This is a genomic window from Simiduia sp. (genome assembly GCF_058345725.1).
Genome location: NZ_JBTUOC010000094.1, coordinates 1 through 17166, shown reverse-complemented (window position 1 = coordinate 17166; position 17166 = coordinate 1). Strand labels below are relative to the sequence as shown.

The 17166-nt window shown below is 57.1% G+C and carries 16 protein-coding genes; 7 read left to right on the top strand and 9 right to left on the bottom strand.

The annotated features are described in order from the left end of the window. Nucleotides 1–23: 23 nt before the first annotated feature. On the top strand, nucleotides 24–2480 hold the full coding sequence (locus ACW8F6_RS17765) for a DUF1631 domain-containing protein (RefSeq protein WP_491577229.1): 2457 nt from the start codon (nucleotides 24–26) through the stop codon (nucleotides 2478–2480). Continuing rightward, nucleotides 2470–2817, top strand: a complete 348-nt coding sequence (locus ACW8F6_RS17760) for a PilZ domain-containing protein (RefSeq protein ID WP_491577228.1) — start codon at nucleotides 2470–2472, stop codon at nucleotides 2815–2817. Before ACW8F6_RS17765 ends, ACW8F6_RS17760 begins: the two co-directional genes overlap by 11 nt. Before the next feature lie 10 nt (nucleotides 2818–2827). On the opposite strand, the gene ACW8F6_RS17755 is transcribed toward ACW8F6_RS17760, so the two are convergent. From ACW8F6_RS17755 to ACW8F6_RS17730, 6 genes are all read right to left on the bottom strand, one after another. Continuing rightward, nucleotides 2828–3463 carry a CPBP family intramembrane glutamic endopeptidase gene (locus ACW8F6_RS17755; RefSeq protein ID WP_491577227.1) on the bottom strand — a complete coding sequence of 212 codons (636 nt, stop codon included), beginning with the start codon at nucleotides 3461–3463 and terminating at the stop codon, nucleotides 2828–2830. Continuing rightward, complete coding sequence (gene hemL / locus ACW8F6_RS17750; RefSeq protein WP_491577226.1) at nucleotides 3463–4746, bottom strand: glutamate-1-semialdehyde 2,1-aminomutase; 1284 nt, start codon at nucleotides 4744–4746, stop codon at nucleotides 3463–3465. The genes ACW8F6_RS17755 and hemL overlap by 1 nt, the downstream gene beginning before the upstream one ends. A 159-nt stretch (nucleotides 4747–4905) precedes the next feature. After that, on the bottom strand, nucleotides 4906–5736 hold the full coding sequence (thiD, locus tag ACW8F6_RS17745; RefSeq protein ID WP_491577225.1) for a bifunctional hydroxymethylpyrimidine kinase/phosphomethylpyrimidine kinase: 831 nt from the start codon (nucleotides 5734–5736) through the stop codon (nucleotides 4906–4908). Nucleotides 5737–5807: 71 nt separating this feature from the next. Next, nucleotides 5808–6230 (bottom strand): protoporphyrinogen oxidase HemJ, encoded by a 423-nt coding sequence (hemJ, locus tag ACW8F6_RS17740; RefSeq protein WP_491577224.1) that lies wholly within the window; start codon nucleotides 6228–6230, stop codon nucleotides 5808–5810. 47 nt (nucleotides 6231–6277) lie between these two features. Continuing rightward, a complete protein-coding gene (locus ACW8F6_RS17735) occupies nucleotides 6278–7174 on the bottom strand; it encodes an aldo/keto reductase (RefSeq protein WP_491577223.1) in 897 nt (298 codons plus the stop codon). A 52-nt stretch (nucleotides 7175–7226) separates the two neighbouring features. Next, nucleotides 7227–8978: a chloride channel protein gene (locus tag ACW8F6_RS17730; protein ID WP_491577222.1), complete on the bottom strand. Its 1752-nt coding sequence runs from the start codon at nucleotides 8976–8978 to the stop codon at nucleotides 7227–7229. A gap of 177 nt (nucleotides 8979–9155) precedes the next feature. On the opposite strand from ACW8F6_RS17730, the gene argC reads away from it, so the two are divergent. The 4 genes from argC (at nucleotide 9156) to erpA (ending at nucleotide 11815) form a co-directional block, all read left to right on the top strand. Beyond that, nucleotides 9156–10196: an N-acetyl-gamma-glutamyl-phosphate reductase gene (gene argC, locus ACW8F6_RS17725; RefSeq protein ID WP_491577221.1), complete on the top strand. Its 1041-nt coding sequence runs from the start codon at nucleotides 9156–9158 to the stop codon at nucleotides 10194–10196. A 27-nt stretch (nucleotides 10197–10223) separates the two neighbouring features. Beyond that, nucleotides 10224–10964 carry a DUF6776 family protein gene (locus ACW8F6_RS17720; RefSeq protein ID WP_491577220.1) on the top strand — a complete coding sequence of 247 codons (741 nt, stop codon included), beginning with the start codon at nucleotides 10224–10226 and terminating at the stop codon, nucleotides 10962–10964. Nucleotides 10965–10988: 24 nt separating this feature from the next. Continuing rightward, complete coding sequence (locus ACW8F6_RS17715) at nucleotides 10989–11393, top strand: bactofilin family protein (protein ID WP_491577219.1); 405 nt, start codon at nucleotides 10989–10991, stop codon at nucleotides 11391–11393. Nucleotides 11394–11461: 68 nt separating this feature from the next. Then, on the top strand, nucleotides 11462–11815 hold the full coding sequence (gene erpA / locus ACW8F6_RS17710; protein WP_491577218.1) for an iron-sulfur cluster insertion protein ErpA: 354 nt from the start codon (nucleotides 11462–11464) through the stop codon (nucleotides 11813–11815). Nucleotides 11816–11923: 108 nt separating this feature from the next. On the opposite strand, the gene ACW8F6_RS17705 is transcribed toward erpA, so the two are convergent. From ACW8F6_RS17705 to ACW8F6_RS17695, 3 genes are all read right to left on the bottom strand, one after another. Further along, nucleotides 11924–12844: a hypothetical protein gene (locus ACW8F6_RS17705; protein WP_491577217.1), complete on the bottom strand. Its 921-nt coding sequence runs from the start codon at nucleotides 12842–12844 to the stop codon at nucleotides 11924–11926. Between the two features lie 145 nt (nucleotides 12845–12989). Then, complete coding sequence (locus tag ACW8F6_RS17700) at nucleotides 12990–14105, bottom strand: anhydro-N-acetylmuramic acid kinase (RefSeq protein ID WP_491577216.1); 1116 nt, start codon at nucleotides 14103–14105, stop codon at nucleotides 12990–12992. Further along, complete coding sequence (locus ACW8F6_RS17695; protein ID WP_491577215.1) at nucleotides 14105–15382, bottom strand: OapA family protein; 1278 nt, start codon at nucleotides 15380–15382, stop codon at nucleotides 14105–14107. Before ACW8F6_RS17695 ends, ACW8F6_RS17700 begins: the two co-directional genes overlap by 1 nt. Before the next feature lie 294 nt (nucleotides 15383–15676). Between ACW8F6_RS17695 and tyrS the strand changes: the two genes are divergently transcribed. Further along, nucleotides 15677–16972 carry a tyrosine--tRNA ligase gene (gene tyrS / locus ACW8F6_RS17690; RefSeq protein WP_491577214.1) on the top strand — a complete coding sequence of 432 codons (1296 nt, stop codon included), beginning with the start codon at nucleotides 15677–15679 and terminating at the stop codon, nucleotides 16970–16972. Nucleotides 16973–17166 lie beyond the last annotated feature (194 nt).

Sequence of the window (17166 nt, the reverse complement as noted above, 5' to 3'; positions counted from 1 at the left end):
ATAAATACACTGGGGTTGCGTGCATGGATGGCTCCCACAATAAATCTCCGAATTCGAGCAGAGCGGATACTCACACTTTGAAAAATACAGCTTCTGATACCAGCATTATCGAGCGCCTGAAGGCCTGCCAAAAAATCGCCGTAGAGGCGAGTCGGAACCAATTTGCCGAATTCGCTAAGCACTTAGCAGAGGCGCTCAGCGAAGTGGCGAGTGAAGCCAAAACGGATCAGGAGCGCGCTAAAGCCAATGAGGCACTGCGCGAGTTTACCGAAAACGACGAGCTGCTCGAGCGCTATTTCTGTGGCTATCTGGGCGAGGGCTTCATTAAGTTTAAAAATAAAACGCTGAGTACCGAAACGGGCGAGGAAAAGTATTCCGGCGATATGTTGTCCTTGGTAGACAACGCCGACCTCGAAGAAACCATTGCGATTGCCTCGATCACACGCCGTGCCGATGCCCAGGTTGCCGAGGCGCTGTGGGCGTTGAATCAACGTTTTGCCATGCTAAACGGCGGCGAGAAAGTTGAAGACAAAGGCAACCCCGTGGCGCCGGTGCAGTTTTGCGAATCCATGCGCAAGGCGCTGCGCAAAGTGGAGCTCGATACCAAGGCCAAGATCATGGCCTACAAACAATTTGATTTGCATTTTATGCCGGCGCTGCAGGAGTTACTGGCGGAGCTCAATGCCTATTTCGTGGATGCCGGTATTTTACCCAACCTCAACTACGTGCCTTCGGCAGCCACCGGCGGTGCTTCCGCTGGCCAGGAAGCGCCAGTGGACTTTGCACAGGATTTCGACGGCGTGGAGGACGGGGTGATCGACACCCAGACCATGCAGGCACAGCCGCAGGGAGCGCCGCAAACCATGGGGCGCATTCCGGGTTTTACCTCGCCCATGTCTCAGGGTCCGGCGCAGGCCCCCGATCCGAGTTTGCCCACCCAGCAATACCAAGCGGGTTTGGTGGGGGCTATTCGCGGCTTGCAGTCGCAGTTGGGCGTGCCCGCCGATCCCGCTGGGCAATCGGTGTATGCGCCGCCAGCTGGGTACATGCCGCCGGGGCAACCTGCGCCAGCGCCAGTGGGGCAGCCAGCGCCTCAGGGGGCCGCCGTGCGCCAGGCGGTGGTCTTCTCGAATCAGCAATTGGTCAGTGCGCTGCAGAATTTGCAAACGCAGGCCACCGCCGTCACTAAGCAGTTTTTGCAGCAGGACGATGGTCACATTGAGCCGCTACAGCCCGCCGTCATTGCGCAGGTGGAGCGAGACCTCACGCAAAAATTGCGCGAGCAAAGCGAAGATGGTGCGGTGGACGGTGAAGATCTACACACCATCGACCTGGTGGGTATGCTCTTTGAATACATGCTCTCCGATGACAACCTGCCCGACTCGGTCAAAGCGTTGCTGAGTTATTTGCACACCCCTTTCCTAAAATTGGCGTTTATCGACAAAGATTTTTTCGAGGAAACCGAGCACCCAGCGCGTTTGCTATTGAACAATCTAGCCGAGGCTGGCGCACAATGGGTGTCTAATGACGGCACCTCGCAGTACGAAATTTACCCCAAAATTAAAGCCATTGTTTCGCGAGTGCTCGAAGAGTTTAAAAACGACGTGCGCCTGTTTGCCGAACTGCTATTGGAGTTCAGCTCCTACACCAAAAAAATCGCGCGCCGCCAGGAGCTCATGGAGCGCCGCGCCATGGAGAAGGTGCAGGGCGAGGAAAAACTGCGGGAAGTCAAAATTCGCGTCAATCAGGAGGTGCGCTCCCGCACCGATGGTTTAGAACTGCCCTCGGCGGTCTTGTTGCTGCTGTTGCAACCCTGGTCTGATTACCTCGCCTTTGTGCTGTTGCGCTACGGCGACGACTCCGAAAGTTGGACCCGCGCACTGGCCGCCGTGGATGACATTTTGTGGAGCATTGAGCCCAAGGACGACAGCGCTGGTCGCTCTCGACAGGTGGACCTACACGATGGCCTGATGGACGTATTGGAGACGGGGTTTGAAACCATTGGCTACGATCAGGCCAAGGGGAAAAAACTGCTAGAGGCGCTGGTATCGCTGCAAAAGCTGGCGTTGCAAAGCAAAAAGGCCGAGCCCGCGCCCGCGCCCATGCGCGACAAATTGGAGACCATGGCCGCCGAGAAAGCCGGTCACACAGACTTTGGCAAAGACAAACCCACGCCTGAAGAAGAGCGTATGGTCGATAATCTCAAGATGATTGAATTTGGTACCTGGTTTGAATTCGAGGCGGGCAAGCGCTTAAAAGTGGCCTGGTACAACTCGAAAACGCTGCATTATATGCTCGTTGACCAAATGGGTAAAAAGGTGGCTATGAAGTCCGGCCTGGAGCTGGCCCGCGAGATGCTCGCCGGCACGGCAAAAGTGATTGCCGGTTCCACCAAGCCCTTCTTCGAACGGGCGCTGGAAAATATTTTCCACAGCCTCAACACCAAGGCCGCAGAGGGGCAGCTCGCAAATGACGAATGAGATGCGCAAGCTCGAGCGTCATGAGATGTCCACCAGTATCGATGTCTGGGATGCCGCTAGCGATGAATTCTTAGGGCGTTTGGTCAACCTGCACACCGAGGGGTTGATGCTGCTCACCCACAACCCCTTACAGGAAGACAAACTCTACCAACTGCGTTTGACCTTGCCGCAAAACTTGGCGAGCAGCGGAGAGCTGACGTTGGGCGCCGATTGCCTGTGGGTACGCGCCGCCGGTGACGACAGCAGCGGGCACTGGGCCGGCTGTCAAATTATCGATGCTTCGACCCAAGCGCGTGTGATTTTGCAATCGCTCATTGCCCGGCTTGGCAAGGGCTAGCCCGCGCGGATTACAGGCGCCCGCTGTCGAGATAAGTGCCGAGCCCAAAACTGAATAGCCAGATTCCCCACAGACTGTGCTCTACGATGCAGGCCAGCGTCGAGCGGCTTTTAGCGTAGGTATAGGCGAATAACAAACCACCGCCAAAGGCCAGCGCCACTGCCACCCAATTTCCGTAGATAATGTGTGCCCAGGCAAAGGCCAACGCCGAGAGCCAGGCGCGGGTATATTTGCGCGGAATGATTTTTTTATAGCGGTGAAAGAAAAACGTGCGGTAGATCAGCTCCTGCGGTAACACGGAAAACACCGGGTAAACCAGCAGCAACAACAGCCAGTTGCCAGTGTCCTGCGCGGGTAGGTGAAACCAGTCGGCATCGGAGACCGTGGTGTACAACAGTGCACTGGCAGCCAGGCCCAGGGCAAATGCCGGCCGCCGGCGCCAAAGGGCGGGGCCAAGTTTGGCGCTATTGATCAGTCGAAACCGTTTGAAGCCTGCGTCTCGCAAAATCAACACCAGGCAGACACTGGCCAGTACGCATAGGGCCGGCAATAGCCAGCGCTGCAAATGGTGTTGCAGCAGCAGGCCCGCCAGGGGTAGCAGCGCAAACAGCAGCACTAACTCCAGCCAGCGGGCGCGCCTGTTCATCACGACAGTTCGCTGAATACCTTGCGTGCGGCGAGCAGTGTGGCTTCTATGTCGGCATCGGTGTGTGCGGCCGACATAAAGCCCGCTTCGTAACTGGCCGGCGCCAGGTAGACACCTTCTTTGAGCATGGCGTGGTAGAAGCGATTGAAGCGGTCGTTGTTGCACGCCATGACCTGGGCGAAGTTCTCAACCTTGGGCGCGTCGGTAAAGAAAAAGCCAAACATGGTGCCCACGTGGTTGGTGGTAAAGGCAATACCAGCGGCGTCGGCTTCGCGCTGCAGGCCTTCGACCAATGCCTGGGTGCGTGCGATGAGCGGCGCATAGAAATCGGGCTGGCTAATCAGCTCCAGATTTTTCAACCCGGCAGCCATGGCCACCGGATTACCCGAGAGGGTACCGGCCTGGTACACGGGGCCCAGCGGGGCTATTTTTTCCATCACATCGCGGCGGCCGCCAAAGGCGCCCACGGGCATGCCGCCGCCAATTACTTTGCCTAGTGTGATGAGGTCGCCAGTGACACCGTAGTGGCCCTGTGCGCCCTGCAACCCCACGCGAAAACCGGTCATGACCTCGTCCATGATCAGCAGGGCCCCGCTTTGATCGCACACCTCCCGCAGGCACTCCAAAAAGCCGGGCACCGGCGGTACACAGTTCATGTTACCGGCAACGGGTTCTACGATGATGCAGGCGATCTGCTCACCCATTTCTGCAAAGACTTTGCGCACGCCCTCTGGGTCGTTGTAGGTCAGTGTGAGCGTGTGGTCGGCCAATGCCGCGGGGACGCCGGGCGAGCTGGGCACCCCCATGGTGAGTGCGCCAGAACCGGCCTTAACCAGCAGGGAGTCCGAGTGGCCGTGGTAGCAACCTTCAAATTTGACGATCTTATCGCGACCGGTAAAGCCCCGCGCCAGGCGGATGGCACTCATGGTGGCCTCGGTGCCGGAATTGACGAAGCGCACCAGCTCCATGCCCGGCACTTTTTCGCAGACCCGCTCGGCCAGTAGTGTCTCGAGTTCTGTAGGGGCGCCAAAGCTCAAGCCGGATTGGGCGCGCTCCACCACAGCGGCGATCACCTCCGGGTGGGCGTGGCCCAGGATCATGGGCCCCCAGGATTGTACGTAATCGATATAGCGACGCTGATCGGCATCGAACAGGTAGGCGCCCTTGGCGCTCTCGAAGAAAATGGGGGTGCCTCCCACGGCCCGGAAAGCCCTGACGGGCGAATTCACGCCACCGGGAATGACGCGTTGAGCTTGTTGGAACAGGGTGTCGGAACGGCTCATGGAGGGTCCTGTATTTCAGTCGCGACAAACTAGCCCGGCGGCGCCAGGGCAAGTGTGCATTGTCGGTGGGTTTAAAGTCTGGGCCGCATTATCCCGATTTCACGGGCGGCTGGCCACTGCTGCGGTGGGGCTCAACTGGCACCCAATGGCGTGGAGCGGTTAGTGTTTATAGCTGCGCTGCGAGCTGTCTTGCGTGGCCCAGTACAACCGGTCGGGCACCAGTTTGCCCATACCCACCCTGCGCGCATTTTGGATGCAGTGCCAAGTGAAGTGCAGGGCTTGCTGACAGGCCTGGCTGAGTTCGCAGCCGTGCGCGATATAGGCGGTCAGGGCGGCGCTGAGCGTGGCGCTGGCCCCCATGATCGATTCCAGCTTGGTGCGTGGGCCTTCCCAGGGGTAGTCTTTAATACCGCAGTGGGCCTGGTACAGGCGACTGCCCGACTGCTGCCGGCCCTGTCGGCAACCGGACAGCAGCAGGGCGCCACAGCCGGCATCCAGCACCTGCTGGACCTTAGCGCCGGTGGTGTCGCCAGCGCTGGCCAGGTGGGGCAGGTCGGATTGGCGGGCACTCACCAGCTGAACCTGCGGCATCAGCAGTGTTTGCATGGCTTGCAGTATGCCTGGGCGGTGTAGATTGGTGGCTTGTGCACTGGCATCGAGAATCACCGCAATGCGAGGGTAGTCCAGCAATATGCCGTGAATGGCTTCGCAGTGGGCAACGCTGGCCAACTCGCCAATTTTAATGGCCGCGACGGGCATGTCTTCGAGCAGCGCGCGAGCCTGCTCGATGAGCAGTGCCGGGTCTACGGGTTGCAGATCTTTCAATTCGCGGGTGTCGCGCGCAGTGAGCGCGGTTACCACGGTGGCGGCGTGGCAACCCAGGCTAGCGGCCGTTTCAGTATCGGCGCTGATGCCGCCACAGCCGGTGGGATCGTGGGGGCTGAATGTCAGTATGACGGGGGTTGTCGCGGGCTCCATCGGGTGTGTCACTCAGTGTTAAAAGCTCCTTCTGAGTCTAACACAGGCGCCAGAATCTGCCCGTTCACGGCCGCTGAGACTGCTTAGAAAGGCCGTACTATGACAAATATCACAATGGGCACTAGCAGGAATACCGGCAGCTCGTTGAATACCCTGAAAAAGGTGTGACTTTTTTCACAGCGCTGCTCGCGCAACTGCACCATGTAGTGGCGGCAGGCAAAGTGGTAAATCACGCACAGCAGCACCAAGGTGAGTTTGGCGTGCATCCAACCGGCACTCAGATAGTAACTGGCATTAAAATGCAAAAGCGCAAGGCCCAGTAAGAGCGTCGCGATCATGCTCGGGGTGGCAATGCCCCGGTACAACTTGCGTTCCATGATGACGAAGCGGTCGCGGCTGAGTGCATCGGTGGACTGGGCGTGATAGACAAACAGCCGCGGCAGGTAAAACAGCGCGGCAAACCAGCAAATCACGGCAATCAGGTGAAAGGCCTTTATCCAAAGCATGTGTTTCTCCAGGTTATTTCAGAGGGTGCAAATGTCGTCTTCTGCACTCAGGGGAGTTGCCCGTCATTGGCTTCCCATAGCGTGTACCAATCGTCGCGGCTGATGTCGATGGCCAAGCTGTCGCAGGCCGATTGAATGCGCGTCAATGACCCGCTGCCCAGAATGGGCAACAGACGCGCGGGGTGTTTGAGTAGCCAGGCCAGGGCCAGCTGGTCGATGCCACAGGCGTAGTGTTCCGCGAGTTGCTGTAGCGTTTGGCGCACGGCTTGCGCGCGCGGCTCAGCACTTTGAAACAGGCGTCCGCCCGCCAGCGCAGACCATGCCATGGGTGGGCGGCCCAGGGTTTGCGCCTGATTCAGACTGCCGTCGTGGAAGCTGTCGTGGTGCAATACCGAAACTTCCAGTTGATTGGTGACCAGTGGCAGCGTCAAGCGACTTTGCAGCAGGTTAAATTGATCGGCTGTGAAATTAGAAACGCCCACATTGCGCACCTTGCCAGCGGCGTGCAGGTCTTCAAAGGCTCGGGCCACTTCGTCGGCATCCATGAGCGGGTCTGGGCGGTGGATCAGCAGCAGGTCTAAACGGTCCGTGTGAAAGTTTTTCAGCGATTGCTCGGCACTGCTGACAATGTGCTGATAGCGGGTATCGTAATTTTTCCGCAAGTGATGCGGACGATGTGCACTGACCAGTTGAATGCCACACTTGGTGACCAATTGAATTTTATCGCGTAGATCGGGGCGCTGGCGCAGTGCGCTACCAAAGTGCTGCTCGCATTGGTAGTCGCCGTAGATGTCGGCGTGATCGTGGGTGGTGATGCCCAGTGCCAGGCAGTCTTCGAGTCGCTGTTCGATGGCTTTGCGATCAAAGTCCCAGTCCATCAAACGCCACCAGCCGTAGATCAGGCGGGAAAATTGAAGGCTGTCGGTCATGGAAATGTATTGCATAGATGAGTGCCGTTAAACCAAAAAATAGCGATCTGCGCCAAGCGCGGATCAATTAAAGCTGATAGTAACTGCTGATGGCGTGCCGGGTCACGATACCGTGGGCCGAGGATAGCAACGGAGCGCCGCTGCGACTCACGTACAGGGCGTCGGCGCCGGTTTGTTGCAACAGTGTTTGCGCCTCGAAAAGATTTGCGCGCGAATGAATGGGCGCTAGCTCCAAACGTTTGGCAGGAATTTTAAGCAAATCCACCTCGCGCTCTAAACTTAATTCTTCAATCGGTGCGTCTTCCAAGTACTTGGCTACATCGGCCGGGCGCACCAAAAACTTTTTTCCCTGTAGTTCGTCTACCAGAAGCCAATCCGGTTGTGAAGACAGCAGTTGGCGCAGCTCATCGTAAAACTGGCGGCGATCGCAGGCCAGAAAATTGCGCTCCATCACGCTTTCTATGCCCACCCGCGACAGAATTTGGCTGGCCAAGCCCTGGCGTGGTGTTTTGCCCTGCGCGGCGAGAATTTCCTGAAACAGGCCATTGTTGCGCACCAACAGCCGGGTGGTAATGCAGGCGATGACCACCATCAACATGCCGGGAAAAATAATCGTATGGCTGGCGCTGAGTTCCAGCAGCGCCAGCAGTGCCGCCAGCGGTGCATTGAGCACGGCGGCCATCATGCCGCCCATGCCCAATAGCACGTAAAAGGCAGGGTCGGAGGCGAGTTCGGGCGACGTCAGGTGGGCCACCTGCCCGAGCAAGCCGCCAATGCAGGCGCCCATAAACAGCGTGGGACCAATGGAGCCACCGGGTATGCCAAGTCCAAATACCAGCGCGGTAATGATTAGCTTAACGGTAACGATCAGCAACAACGCCTGCATGCTCAGGGCGCCGGCCATGGCGCGATCGACGGTGTCGTAGCCGATGCCCATGATTTCGGGCACCCAATAGGCGGCAACACCGGTGATCAATCCCGCCGCAGCCATGCGCAGGGCAACGGGCTTGCGCTGCAAGGGCACCAGGCGCACGATGCCCTGAATAAATAGCGAGGCAAATACGGCAATGAGCAAACCGCCCAGAGCGATGTAGGGCAGTTCCCACAAACTGTTGAGGTGAATGCTCGGCACTGCAAACGCAATCTCGCGGCCGAAAAATATCTGGCTCAACATGGCGCCAGATACCGAGGCCAACATGACGGGCAAAAAGCCGGTAATGGTGTATTCCATGAGCACCACTTCCATGGCAAAAATCACACCGGCCATGGGAGTGTTGAACGACGCCGAAATCGCCGCTGCTACGCCGCAGGCCACCAGCGTGCGCATGCTGTTGTTGGGCAGGCGGAACCAGCGGCCAATAATACTGGCACTGGCCGCCCCCATGTGCACTGCTGGCCCTTCGCGTCCAACAGACTGACCTGTTGCCAAGCACATCAATCCGCCGAAAAATTGCGCCCATAAATTGCGCGACGACATATGCCCCTGGTGCGAGTGCAACCGGTCGAGCACATGGGTGACGCCAACGGCGCGGTAGCGAGGCTGCAGAAAATGGAAAAAGACCGCCAGAATCAAACCGCCCACCAGCGGCAGGCCAAAGTGCCAAATGCGCGGTAAGCTTTCAAAGTCATCGTTGCCGTGGGGTAAGAGCCAATTGAGTGGCTCGTCGATGGCAAGGCGAAATAGAATAATCACCAGCGCGGCCGCCAAGCCACTGATTAGGCCCAGCAGTGTCAGCTGCGGCAAGGCGTCGGTATAGGCCAAGCGCAATCGGAAGTTGTCCAGCCACTTGTGAATAAACTGTATGGGTTTAACTGCCATGCCTGATTTGCGCCATTCGGTGTGTGGGTTGCCTGGCTAAAGTGTAGAGTTTCACGGACAATTTGTGGCTCTTTTGAGGGCGCTGGGCTGCGAACGTGAGAAAAGCAACTTTCGTATGTTGCCGGCTCGCCCTATTATACGTAATTCAGCCAAGATATTTCACAGGGGAGTCAGATCGTGATTAAAGTCGGCATTGTCGGTGGTACGGGCTATACGGGCGTGGAATTACTGCGTCTGCTGGCGAGTCATCCCAAAGCAAAGGTCACCACCATTACCTCGCGCGCCGAAGAGGGTGTGCCGGTGGCCGAGCTGTTTCCCAATTTGCGCGGTCATTACGATCTCGCGTTTTCGGTGCCCGATGTAGAGGCCTTGGGTAATTGTGATGTGGTGTTCTTCGCCACGCCGCACGGTGTGGCGCAGGCCATGATGCCCGAGCTGCTTAACTGCGGCACGCGAGTGGTGGATCTATCGGCGGATTTTCGAATTAAAGACGCTGAACTGTGGGCGCAGTGGTATGGCAAGGCCCACGGTTGCCCTCAATTAATCGACAAGGCAGTGTACGGTTTGCCGGAAGTGAACCGCCACCTGATCGCCGATGCCGATCTGGTGGCGTGTCCTGGGTGTTACCCAACGGCAACACAATTGGGCTTTTTACCACTGCTGGAAAATAATCTGGTTTACCCCGAGCGATTGATTGCCAACGCCGCAAGTGGCACCAGTGGTGCGGGTCGCCAGGCCGCTATTGATAACCTCTTGTCTGAAACGGCCGACAGCTTTAAAGCCTACGCCGCTGGTGGCCATCGCCATTTGCCAGAGATTGAACAGGGCCTGCGCGCCGTATTGCCGGCCGGCGCCGGTTCTGTGGGGCTGACCTTTGTGCCGCACCTGCTGCCCATGGTGCGCGGTATTCACGCTACGCTCTATGCTACGCTGCGCGGAAATGCTGGCGATTTGCAGGCGCTGTTTGAAGAGCGCTACGCCAATGAGCCTTTTGTGGACGTATTGCCGGCGGGGCAGCACCCGCAAACTCGCAGCGTCAAATCTTCAAATATGTGCCGCATTGCCGTCTGCCAACCGCAGCAACGTGATACCGTTGTGGTGATGTCGGTGATCGACAATCTGACCAAGGGCGCCTCGGGTCAGGCAATTCAAAATATGAATATTATGTTTGGCTTTGATGAAACGCTGGGCTTAAGTGCGCCGGCATTGTTGCCATAAACACCGACACCGCTTGAGGAGAGTGACATGACCGCCGTTAAAGGCAGCAAGCAATACCGGCTAGAAGTGGTGCCCTATCGCCCATGGCTGCGCTGGTCTGCTCGTTTATTAGCCCTGTTAGTGGCCGCCGCTGCCGTGTACTTTGCCCACTGGTACGGTACCCGCGAGGCTTTAAAGTATCAAACGCAAGCGCTGGCAGAGCGAGATCAATTTGAAAAAGCCCTCGCCAGTAGCCAGCAAGAGGCTGAAGCATTGCGTCAGCAGGTGGCGAACTTGCAGTTAGGCTCAGAGGTGGACAAGGCGGCCAGTGAAGATGTGCGCAACGAGGTAATAGCGCTTAAGGCAGAAATTGCCGAGCTGCAGGAAGACATCAGCTTTTACCGTGGCTTGATGATGCCCTCGGCCGACAAGCAGGGCCTGACAATCGGTTCGTTAAACGTCATCTCCACAGGCGTTGAGCGCCACTTTAATTACAAGCTGGTGGTGCAACAATTGGCAACCAATCACAAAATGCTTGCCGGCCACCTGAACTTCACCATCGTGGGGCGCCAAGACGGTTTGCCTATGAGCCTGGCACTGAAGGATGTGTCCGATTCGGTAACCACTACCGATATCCGGCTGGGGTTCAAATATTTTCAAAATATAGAGGGCGAGCTGGTGCTGCCTGTGGGCTTTGAGCCTATCCGTATTGAAATAGTGGCTAAAGTGCGTGGTGCTGGTGCAGCCACGGTAGAAAAGAAATTTGGTTGGCTGGCTGAAGAGCGCTAACCCCAGTTATAAAAGGTGTGCATTATGAGTTTATCCGGCGGGACGACACTGATTTCCAAAGCGACAAAGATTGTTGGCGATGTGCATTTCAGTGGCAGCCTTGAGATTGAAGGTGAGGTCGAGGGCAATATCATTGCCGATGGCAAGGGTGACGCCAAGGTTAACGTGCGGGAAAAAGGCCGAGTAACTGGCGATATTACGGCACCACTGATTATGGTAAACGGCCATGTACGCGGCAATGTGCATTCCGACAAACACATAGAGCTGGCGGCCAAGGCCGTGGTAGAGGGCAACGTGCACTACCACATGATCGAGATGGTTAAGGGGTCGCAGGTCAACGGTAGCCTGGTCTACGGCACCCAGGAAAAGGCCAAAGAGACTGCCAAGGCGCCGGCAAAGGGCACCGAAGCGGCGGCTATAGTTGACTAGTTTACTGGGTTAAACCGATAATAGCGCCTCGCGGTTACCCTGTGGTGGCCGCGCATGCAGGAGATGTTATGTCAGCCCCAGAAGTATTTGTCCCCCAAGCCCTGAATGTCACCGCCAACGCCGCGGCGAAGGTGGCTAGCCTGATCGAGGAAGAAGGCAACCCAGATTTGAAATTGCGCGTGTACGTGACTGGCGGTGGCTGTTCCGGATTTCAATACGGCTTTGCCTTTGAAGAACAGCTCGCCGAAGACGATACAGTGGTCGAGAAAGACGGTATTAAGGTGGTCGTCGACGCCATGAGCTACCCCTACTTGGTTGGCTCGCAAGTGGACTATGAAGAGGGTCTACAGGGCTCGCGCTTTTTAGTACAAAACCCCAACGCCACCAGCACCTGCGGCTGCGGTTCCAGCTTTTCGCTCTAACCGGCGCGGGCAACACTGCCCAATTCGCGAGCGGTCATCCCCATACCTAAAAACAAAAAAAGGCGCCGAAGCGCCTTTTTTTAGCTATGCGGTCTGTTACCGCAGAAATTAGTTAATCAGTTTCCCCCTAAACACATGCAGTGCCGCTTTGCCGGAGACGTCGTATATCAAAACGAAGTCCTGATCGGCCATTTCCTTTGGCACGCTCATCCAAAAGGTTTGGTTGTAAATCTTAAAGCCCCACATGCCGGCTTCCAGCTTCATATCCACCCGATAGAGGTTGTCGCCCAGATAGCGAAATGTCTCGGTACCGCGCCCGCGATTGTGGTTGAGCTTGACGTTGTTTAGCGGTGCATCGCCGATAGGCGAACTGCTTAGACGTGCCAGCGTCTGCTTGGCAAAGGCAATGCTCGCGGCATTTTCATCCTGCGGTGTGGGCCAGCTCACGGGCTCCGCCGGTACGACCGGTGCCGCGACGGTGGGTGCTGCAATGGCGGGCGCTACCGGTTGTGGCGCTGGCTGCTTGGTAGCGGTCTCAGCGGCTTTGGCCGCAGCCGCGGCGGCAGCCTTGGCTTTTTCTGCCTGCGCGTTCAGTACCAGCAGACGTTGTTTTAACTCTGTTTGGTGGTCCTTGATGCTGTCTAACTCGCCTTGGGCACTGTCGAGACGCTCTTGCAATCGCTCCAATTTGGCTTCGGCGCGGTTGTAGCGAATGGAGGCAAGGGTAGCGGCTCGGGCGCTGGCGTCGCCTGGCTCTGCCTCAGCTGTGGCGATGGCCTGAGTCAAGTTTGACTCTTGTTCGGTTAGTTCTTTAGTGGCTTCGTCCAGTTCTTCCTGTGTGCGTTCGATACGGTCGACTAAATAGCGCACACGCTCTTCGTGTTGTGCCAGCGTCGCATCGATGCCTTGACGCTCTTTGCCGATAGACTCGAGTGACTGGCTCACGCCCGGTTGCGCGATGCACAGGCCCAACAACGTGAATAACAAAATGAACGTGGGTCGTATTTTAAGTGCGAAAGGCAAAGTCATATCTTCATTGGCTGCTGTAAATGGGACGCGGATTATACTCAAAAATGGCTGTACATTTATTGAACATTTGCGACTGACGAGTCACATCAATTTAACCAGTGTAGTTGAAGGTGCAACCGAGGCGCGAATGTGGCGGGAATCGGCCTTACAGGCTGCCTGCGTAAATTGCGCCTAGAGGCGTTGGGTGCTGGGCGCCGGTCACGCTGCAAAGATTACCCGCAGCGCCGGCTAGCCGTTGGTGCGCCAGCCAGGCAAATGCCATGGCCTCTACCCATTGAGGGTCGATTCCCAAGGCACTGGTGCTCGCCACTTGCCAGTCGGGTAACCTCGCCGATAAGCGGTTCATTAAGAAAGGGTTGTGGGCCCCGCCGCCGCATACGTAGAGGTGTTGAGCATCCAGTGTTTCACAGGCCGAGCTGATAGCAATGGCGGTTAGCTCGCACAGGGTGCGCTGAACGTCCTGCGGGCGTGCGTCGGGTGCCGCCGCGGCTATGACGCTGTCGAGCCAGCGGATGTTAAACAGCTCGCGGCCCGTGCTTTTTGGCGCGGGGGCGCTAAAGAAGGGGTGGGCTAGCAATGCTTGGAGCAGCGTTGGATCAAGCTGCCCGCTGGCGGCCCACTGACCTTGCGCGTCGTAGGCTTGGCCTAGGTGGCGTTGCGTCCAGGCGTCCATTAATACATTGCCGGGGCCCAGGTCGTAGCCGATGGCAGTATCGGATTGCGGCAGCCAGGTTAAATTGCTGATGCCGCCAATGTTCACAAGTGCGCGCGCGTCGCCGGCGACCGCGCCCATTGCCCAGGCGTGAAACCCGGGCGCCAGTGGCGCGCCCTGGCCGCCGGCGGCAATGTCGCGACGGCGGAAGTCGGCCACGGTAGTGATGCCGGTACGCTCGGCAATAGTATTGGGGTCGCCAATTTGCAGGCTTAAGCCTGTTTGTGTAGCGGATTGGGGGCGGTGGCGCACCGTCTGGCCGTGGCTGCCAATGGCGGCTATTTGATGTGGTTGGAGGCCGGCGTTTTCAATGGCGCGCAAGGCGCACTTGGCGAAGGCCTCGCCGAGCGCAATATCCAACTCGCAGAGCTGTTCGAGGGTGCATTGCTGGCCGTCGGCAAGCCCGTGGATACGCGCTTGCATCTCCCCTGTAAAGCTTTGGCTGTGGCTGCCAATCAGCTGGCAATGGGCCGAGTCGAAGGCTACAACCGCAGCATCTATACCGTCTGCGCTTGTGCCTGACATAAGGCCCACAAAATAGGCCGTCATTAATTATCCAGTCTGGCCAGCTGCGACGTGCGCTGATAATTCTCTAGGGCCGCCAAAGCGGTAGACGTCTGTGCGTGGAAGCGCGCAAGTTCTTTGCGATCTACGGCGTTGGCTTTGGGGAGGGGTACTGTGACGGGGTTGCGCACTGCACCGTTTACATAAAATTCATAGTGCAAATGGGGGCCGGTGGCCAGTCCCGTCGAGCCCACGTAGCCGATGATCTGACCTTGTTTCACCCGGCTGCCGTTGCGCACGCCGCGGGCAAATTTGCTCATATGGGCATACAGCGTCCGATAGGTTTGCCCGTGTTGAACGATCACCGTATTGCCGTAGCCGCCTTTTCGGCCGGCGTGAATGACTTTGCCATCGCCGGTGGAGCGAATGGGGGTGCCGCGCGAAGCTGCGTAGTCTGTTCCCTTGTGGGCGCGAATCGTATGCAGCACTGGGTGTTTGCGCTTCAGGTTAAAGTGCGAGCTGATACGGGCAAAATCCACCGGTGTGCGCAGGAATTCCTTGCGCATGCTGTCGCCCTCGGGTGTGTAAAAATGGGAATTTCCATTGAGGTCGGTGTAGCGTACAGCGCGGAATTTCTTGCCCTGGTTGATAAACTCGGCTGCCAGAATGGCGCCGTTATCCAATTTTTCACCGTCGAGGTAGCGCTCCTCGTAGACCAAACTGAAGCTATCGCCCGACCGAATATCCAAGGCAAAATCCACATCCCAGCCAAAGATATTCGCTAATTCCATGATCAAACTGGGCTCCATGCCCGCAGACTGGCCCGCTAAAAAAAGTGAGCTGGTAATGTCGGCGTGGCGGAAGGCGGTGATGATGTCGGGATGGCGGGTGATAGTGTCGCGTTTGAAGCCGCTGTCGGTGCGGCTGTATAACTCGTGGCTGAGACGGTCGGTTTGATACCGCAATTGCGCCAGTTTGCCGTTATCGTCCAGATTGAAACTTAAGGTTTGCCCAGGGTGTAGGCGTTTCAGGGAGCTGGCGGCCTCCTTATTGCTGATGACATCGTACATGACGCGATCGTTTAATCCGGCCCGCTGAAATATTAACGACAGATTGTCGCCGCTGCGAACGGTAAATTCGCGCCATTGGGGCTCTGGCGGTGCGGCCGGAGCCTGTACTGTGGCAACTTCTGGTAGGGGAACGCTGAGTGTCTCTGGGGGTAAGGGTTCGGGAGCGGGCGTGGCGGTCAGTGGTAATTCCAGAGCAACTGTTGCGTGCTTGGTGGCACCGGCTTCTTTGGAGGGCAGTGCAAGTGATAGCAATAATGCCGCTCCCAATGCGCCAGCCGTCAAAAGGTGGCCAGCGGGATAGCGAGGCTGCTTATTATTTTTTCTTTGTTTTTCAGTCGCTTCCATAACAATTTTAAACCTGTTACTAAATCTGTGGGCTAACTGTTCAATATATATCAGAAAACTCCCTCTATGTCACAGGCGAGGCCTGCCGGCCCCTTTGTATTTTGAGGCCTTTCGGGTATGGTTGCGAACCCGCGCCGCACCTGCCTTAGTGCGGCGAAAGGTGGGCAGTTAAGCAATAAATTGGTGTTTTGGGAAGTGAGCATGGCAAATATTGATACGGGGTTACTGGCAGATCTTGAAGCGCGCGGTCTGGTGGCACAAATGACCGGTGAGCGCGCGCTGGAGACTTACCTTGCCGATGGCTCGCGCACGCTCTATTGCGGCTTTGATCCCACGGCCGACAGTCTGCACATTGGCAGTTTGGTACCACTGCTGACGTTAAAACGCTTTCAGCAGGCAGGCCACAAACCCCTGGCGTTGGTGGGTGGCGCTACGGGCTTGATTGGCGACCCGTCTTTTAAAGCCGCCGAGCGCAAGCTTAATACGCCGGATGTGGTGGCGTCCTGGGTGGACAAGCTCAAGGCTCAGGTGAGAGCGTTTATTGATTTTGATTGCGGTGACAACAGTGCCGAGGTGGTGAATAACCTGGACTGGACTGCCAATATGGATGTGCTGACTTTCCTGCGGGATGTGGGTAAGCACTTCTCGGTCAACAATATGATCAATAAAGAATCGGTAAAGCAGCGTATCGATCGGGAAGGTGCCGGTATCTCGTTTACTGAGTTCACTTATATGTTGTTGCAGTCGTTTGATTTTGCCGAACTCTACCAGCGCAACAACTGCACCCTGCAAATCGGCGGCTCAGATCAGTGGGGCAATATTACTGGCGGTGTGGATTTGACGCGCCGTATGCACGGCGGTCACGTATTTGGATTGACCCTCCCGCTGGTCACCAAGGCCGACGGCACCAAGTTTGGTAAAACAGAGTCGGGAACGATTTGGCTGGACGCGAAGAAAACCTCGCCCTATGCCTTCTATCAGTTCTGGCTTAACACTGCCGATGCCGATGTCTATAAGTTCCTGCGTTATTTCACCTTCTTGTCTGTATCGGACATTGCGGATATAGAAGCTGCCGATGTGGCGGCACAGGGGCGTCCGCAGGCGCAAGGCGTGCTGGCGTGCGAAGTGACCCGCTTAGTGCATGGCGAGGCAGGCTTGGCGGCGGCCGAGCGAATCACCGAAGCGCTATTTGCCGGTGATACGGCGGGTTTGTCCGAGGCGGATCTTGAGCAGTTGGCGCAGGATGGTCTGCCCAGCTCGACGCTAACGCTCGACGGGCAGCCGCTGACGCAGCTGTTGGCGGACGCCGGCATGGCGCCTTCGGGCAAGCAGGTTAAAGACGCGTTGCAGCGCAATGCTGTCGAAGTGAACAAAGTGACCGTGGGGCTAGAGCAGAATATGGCAGCTAGCGAAGTCTTTGCCGCCGAGAGGGCATTGTTTGGCAAATACTTCCTGGTGAAATTGGGCAAGAAAAAGTACCACTTATTCACCTGTTAAGCTTTAGCCAAATTGAGTAGAAAACACCCGCTTTGGCGGGTGTTTTTGTGTGTGCCAAGGGAGATGATAAAAAAGTTTAAAAAGGGCTTGCCAAGGTGGCTGGGATGCGTAGAATGCGCGCCTCTCCAACGGGGAACGCCGGTAAGGCGGCACGGAGGAGAGGGAGTTTGAAGTTCAGGGTGTTGGCTTAGCTA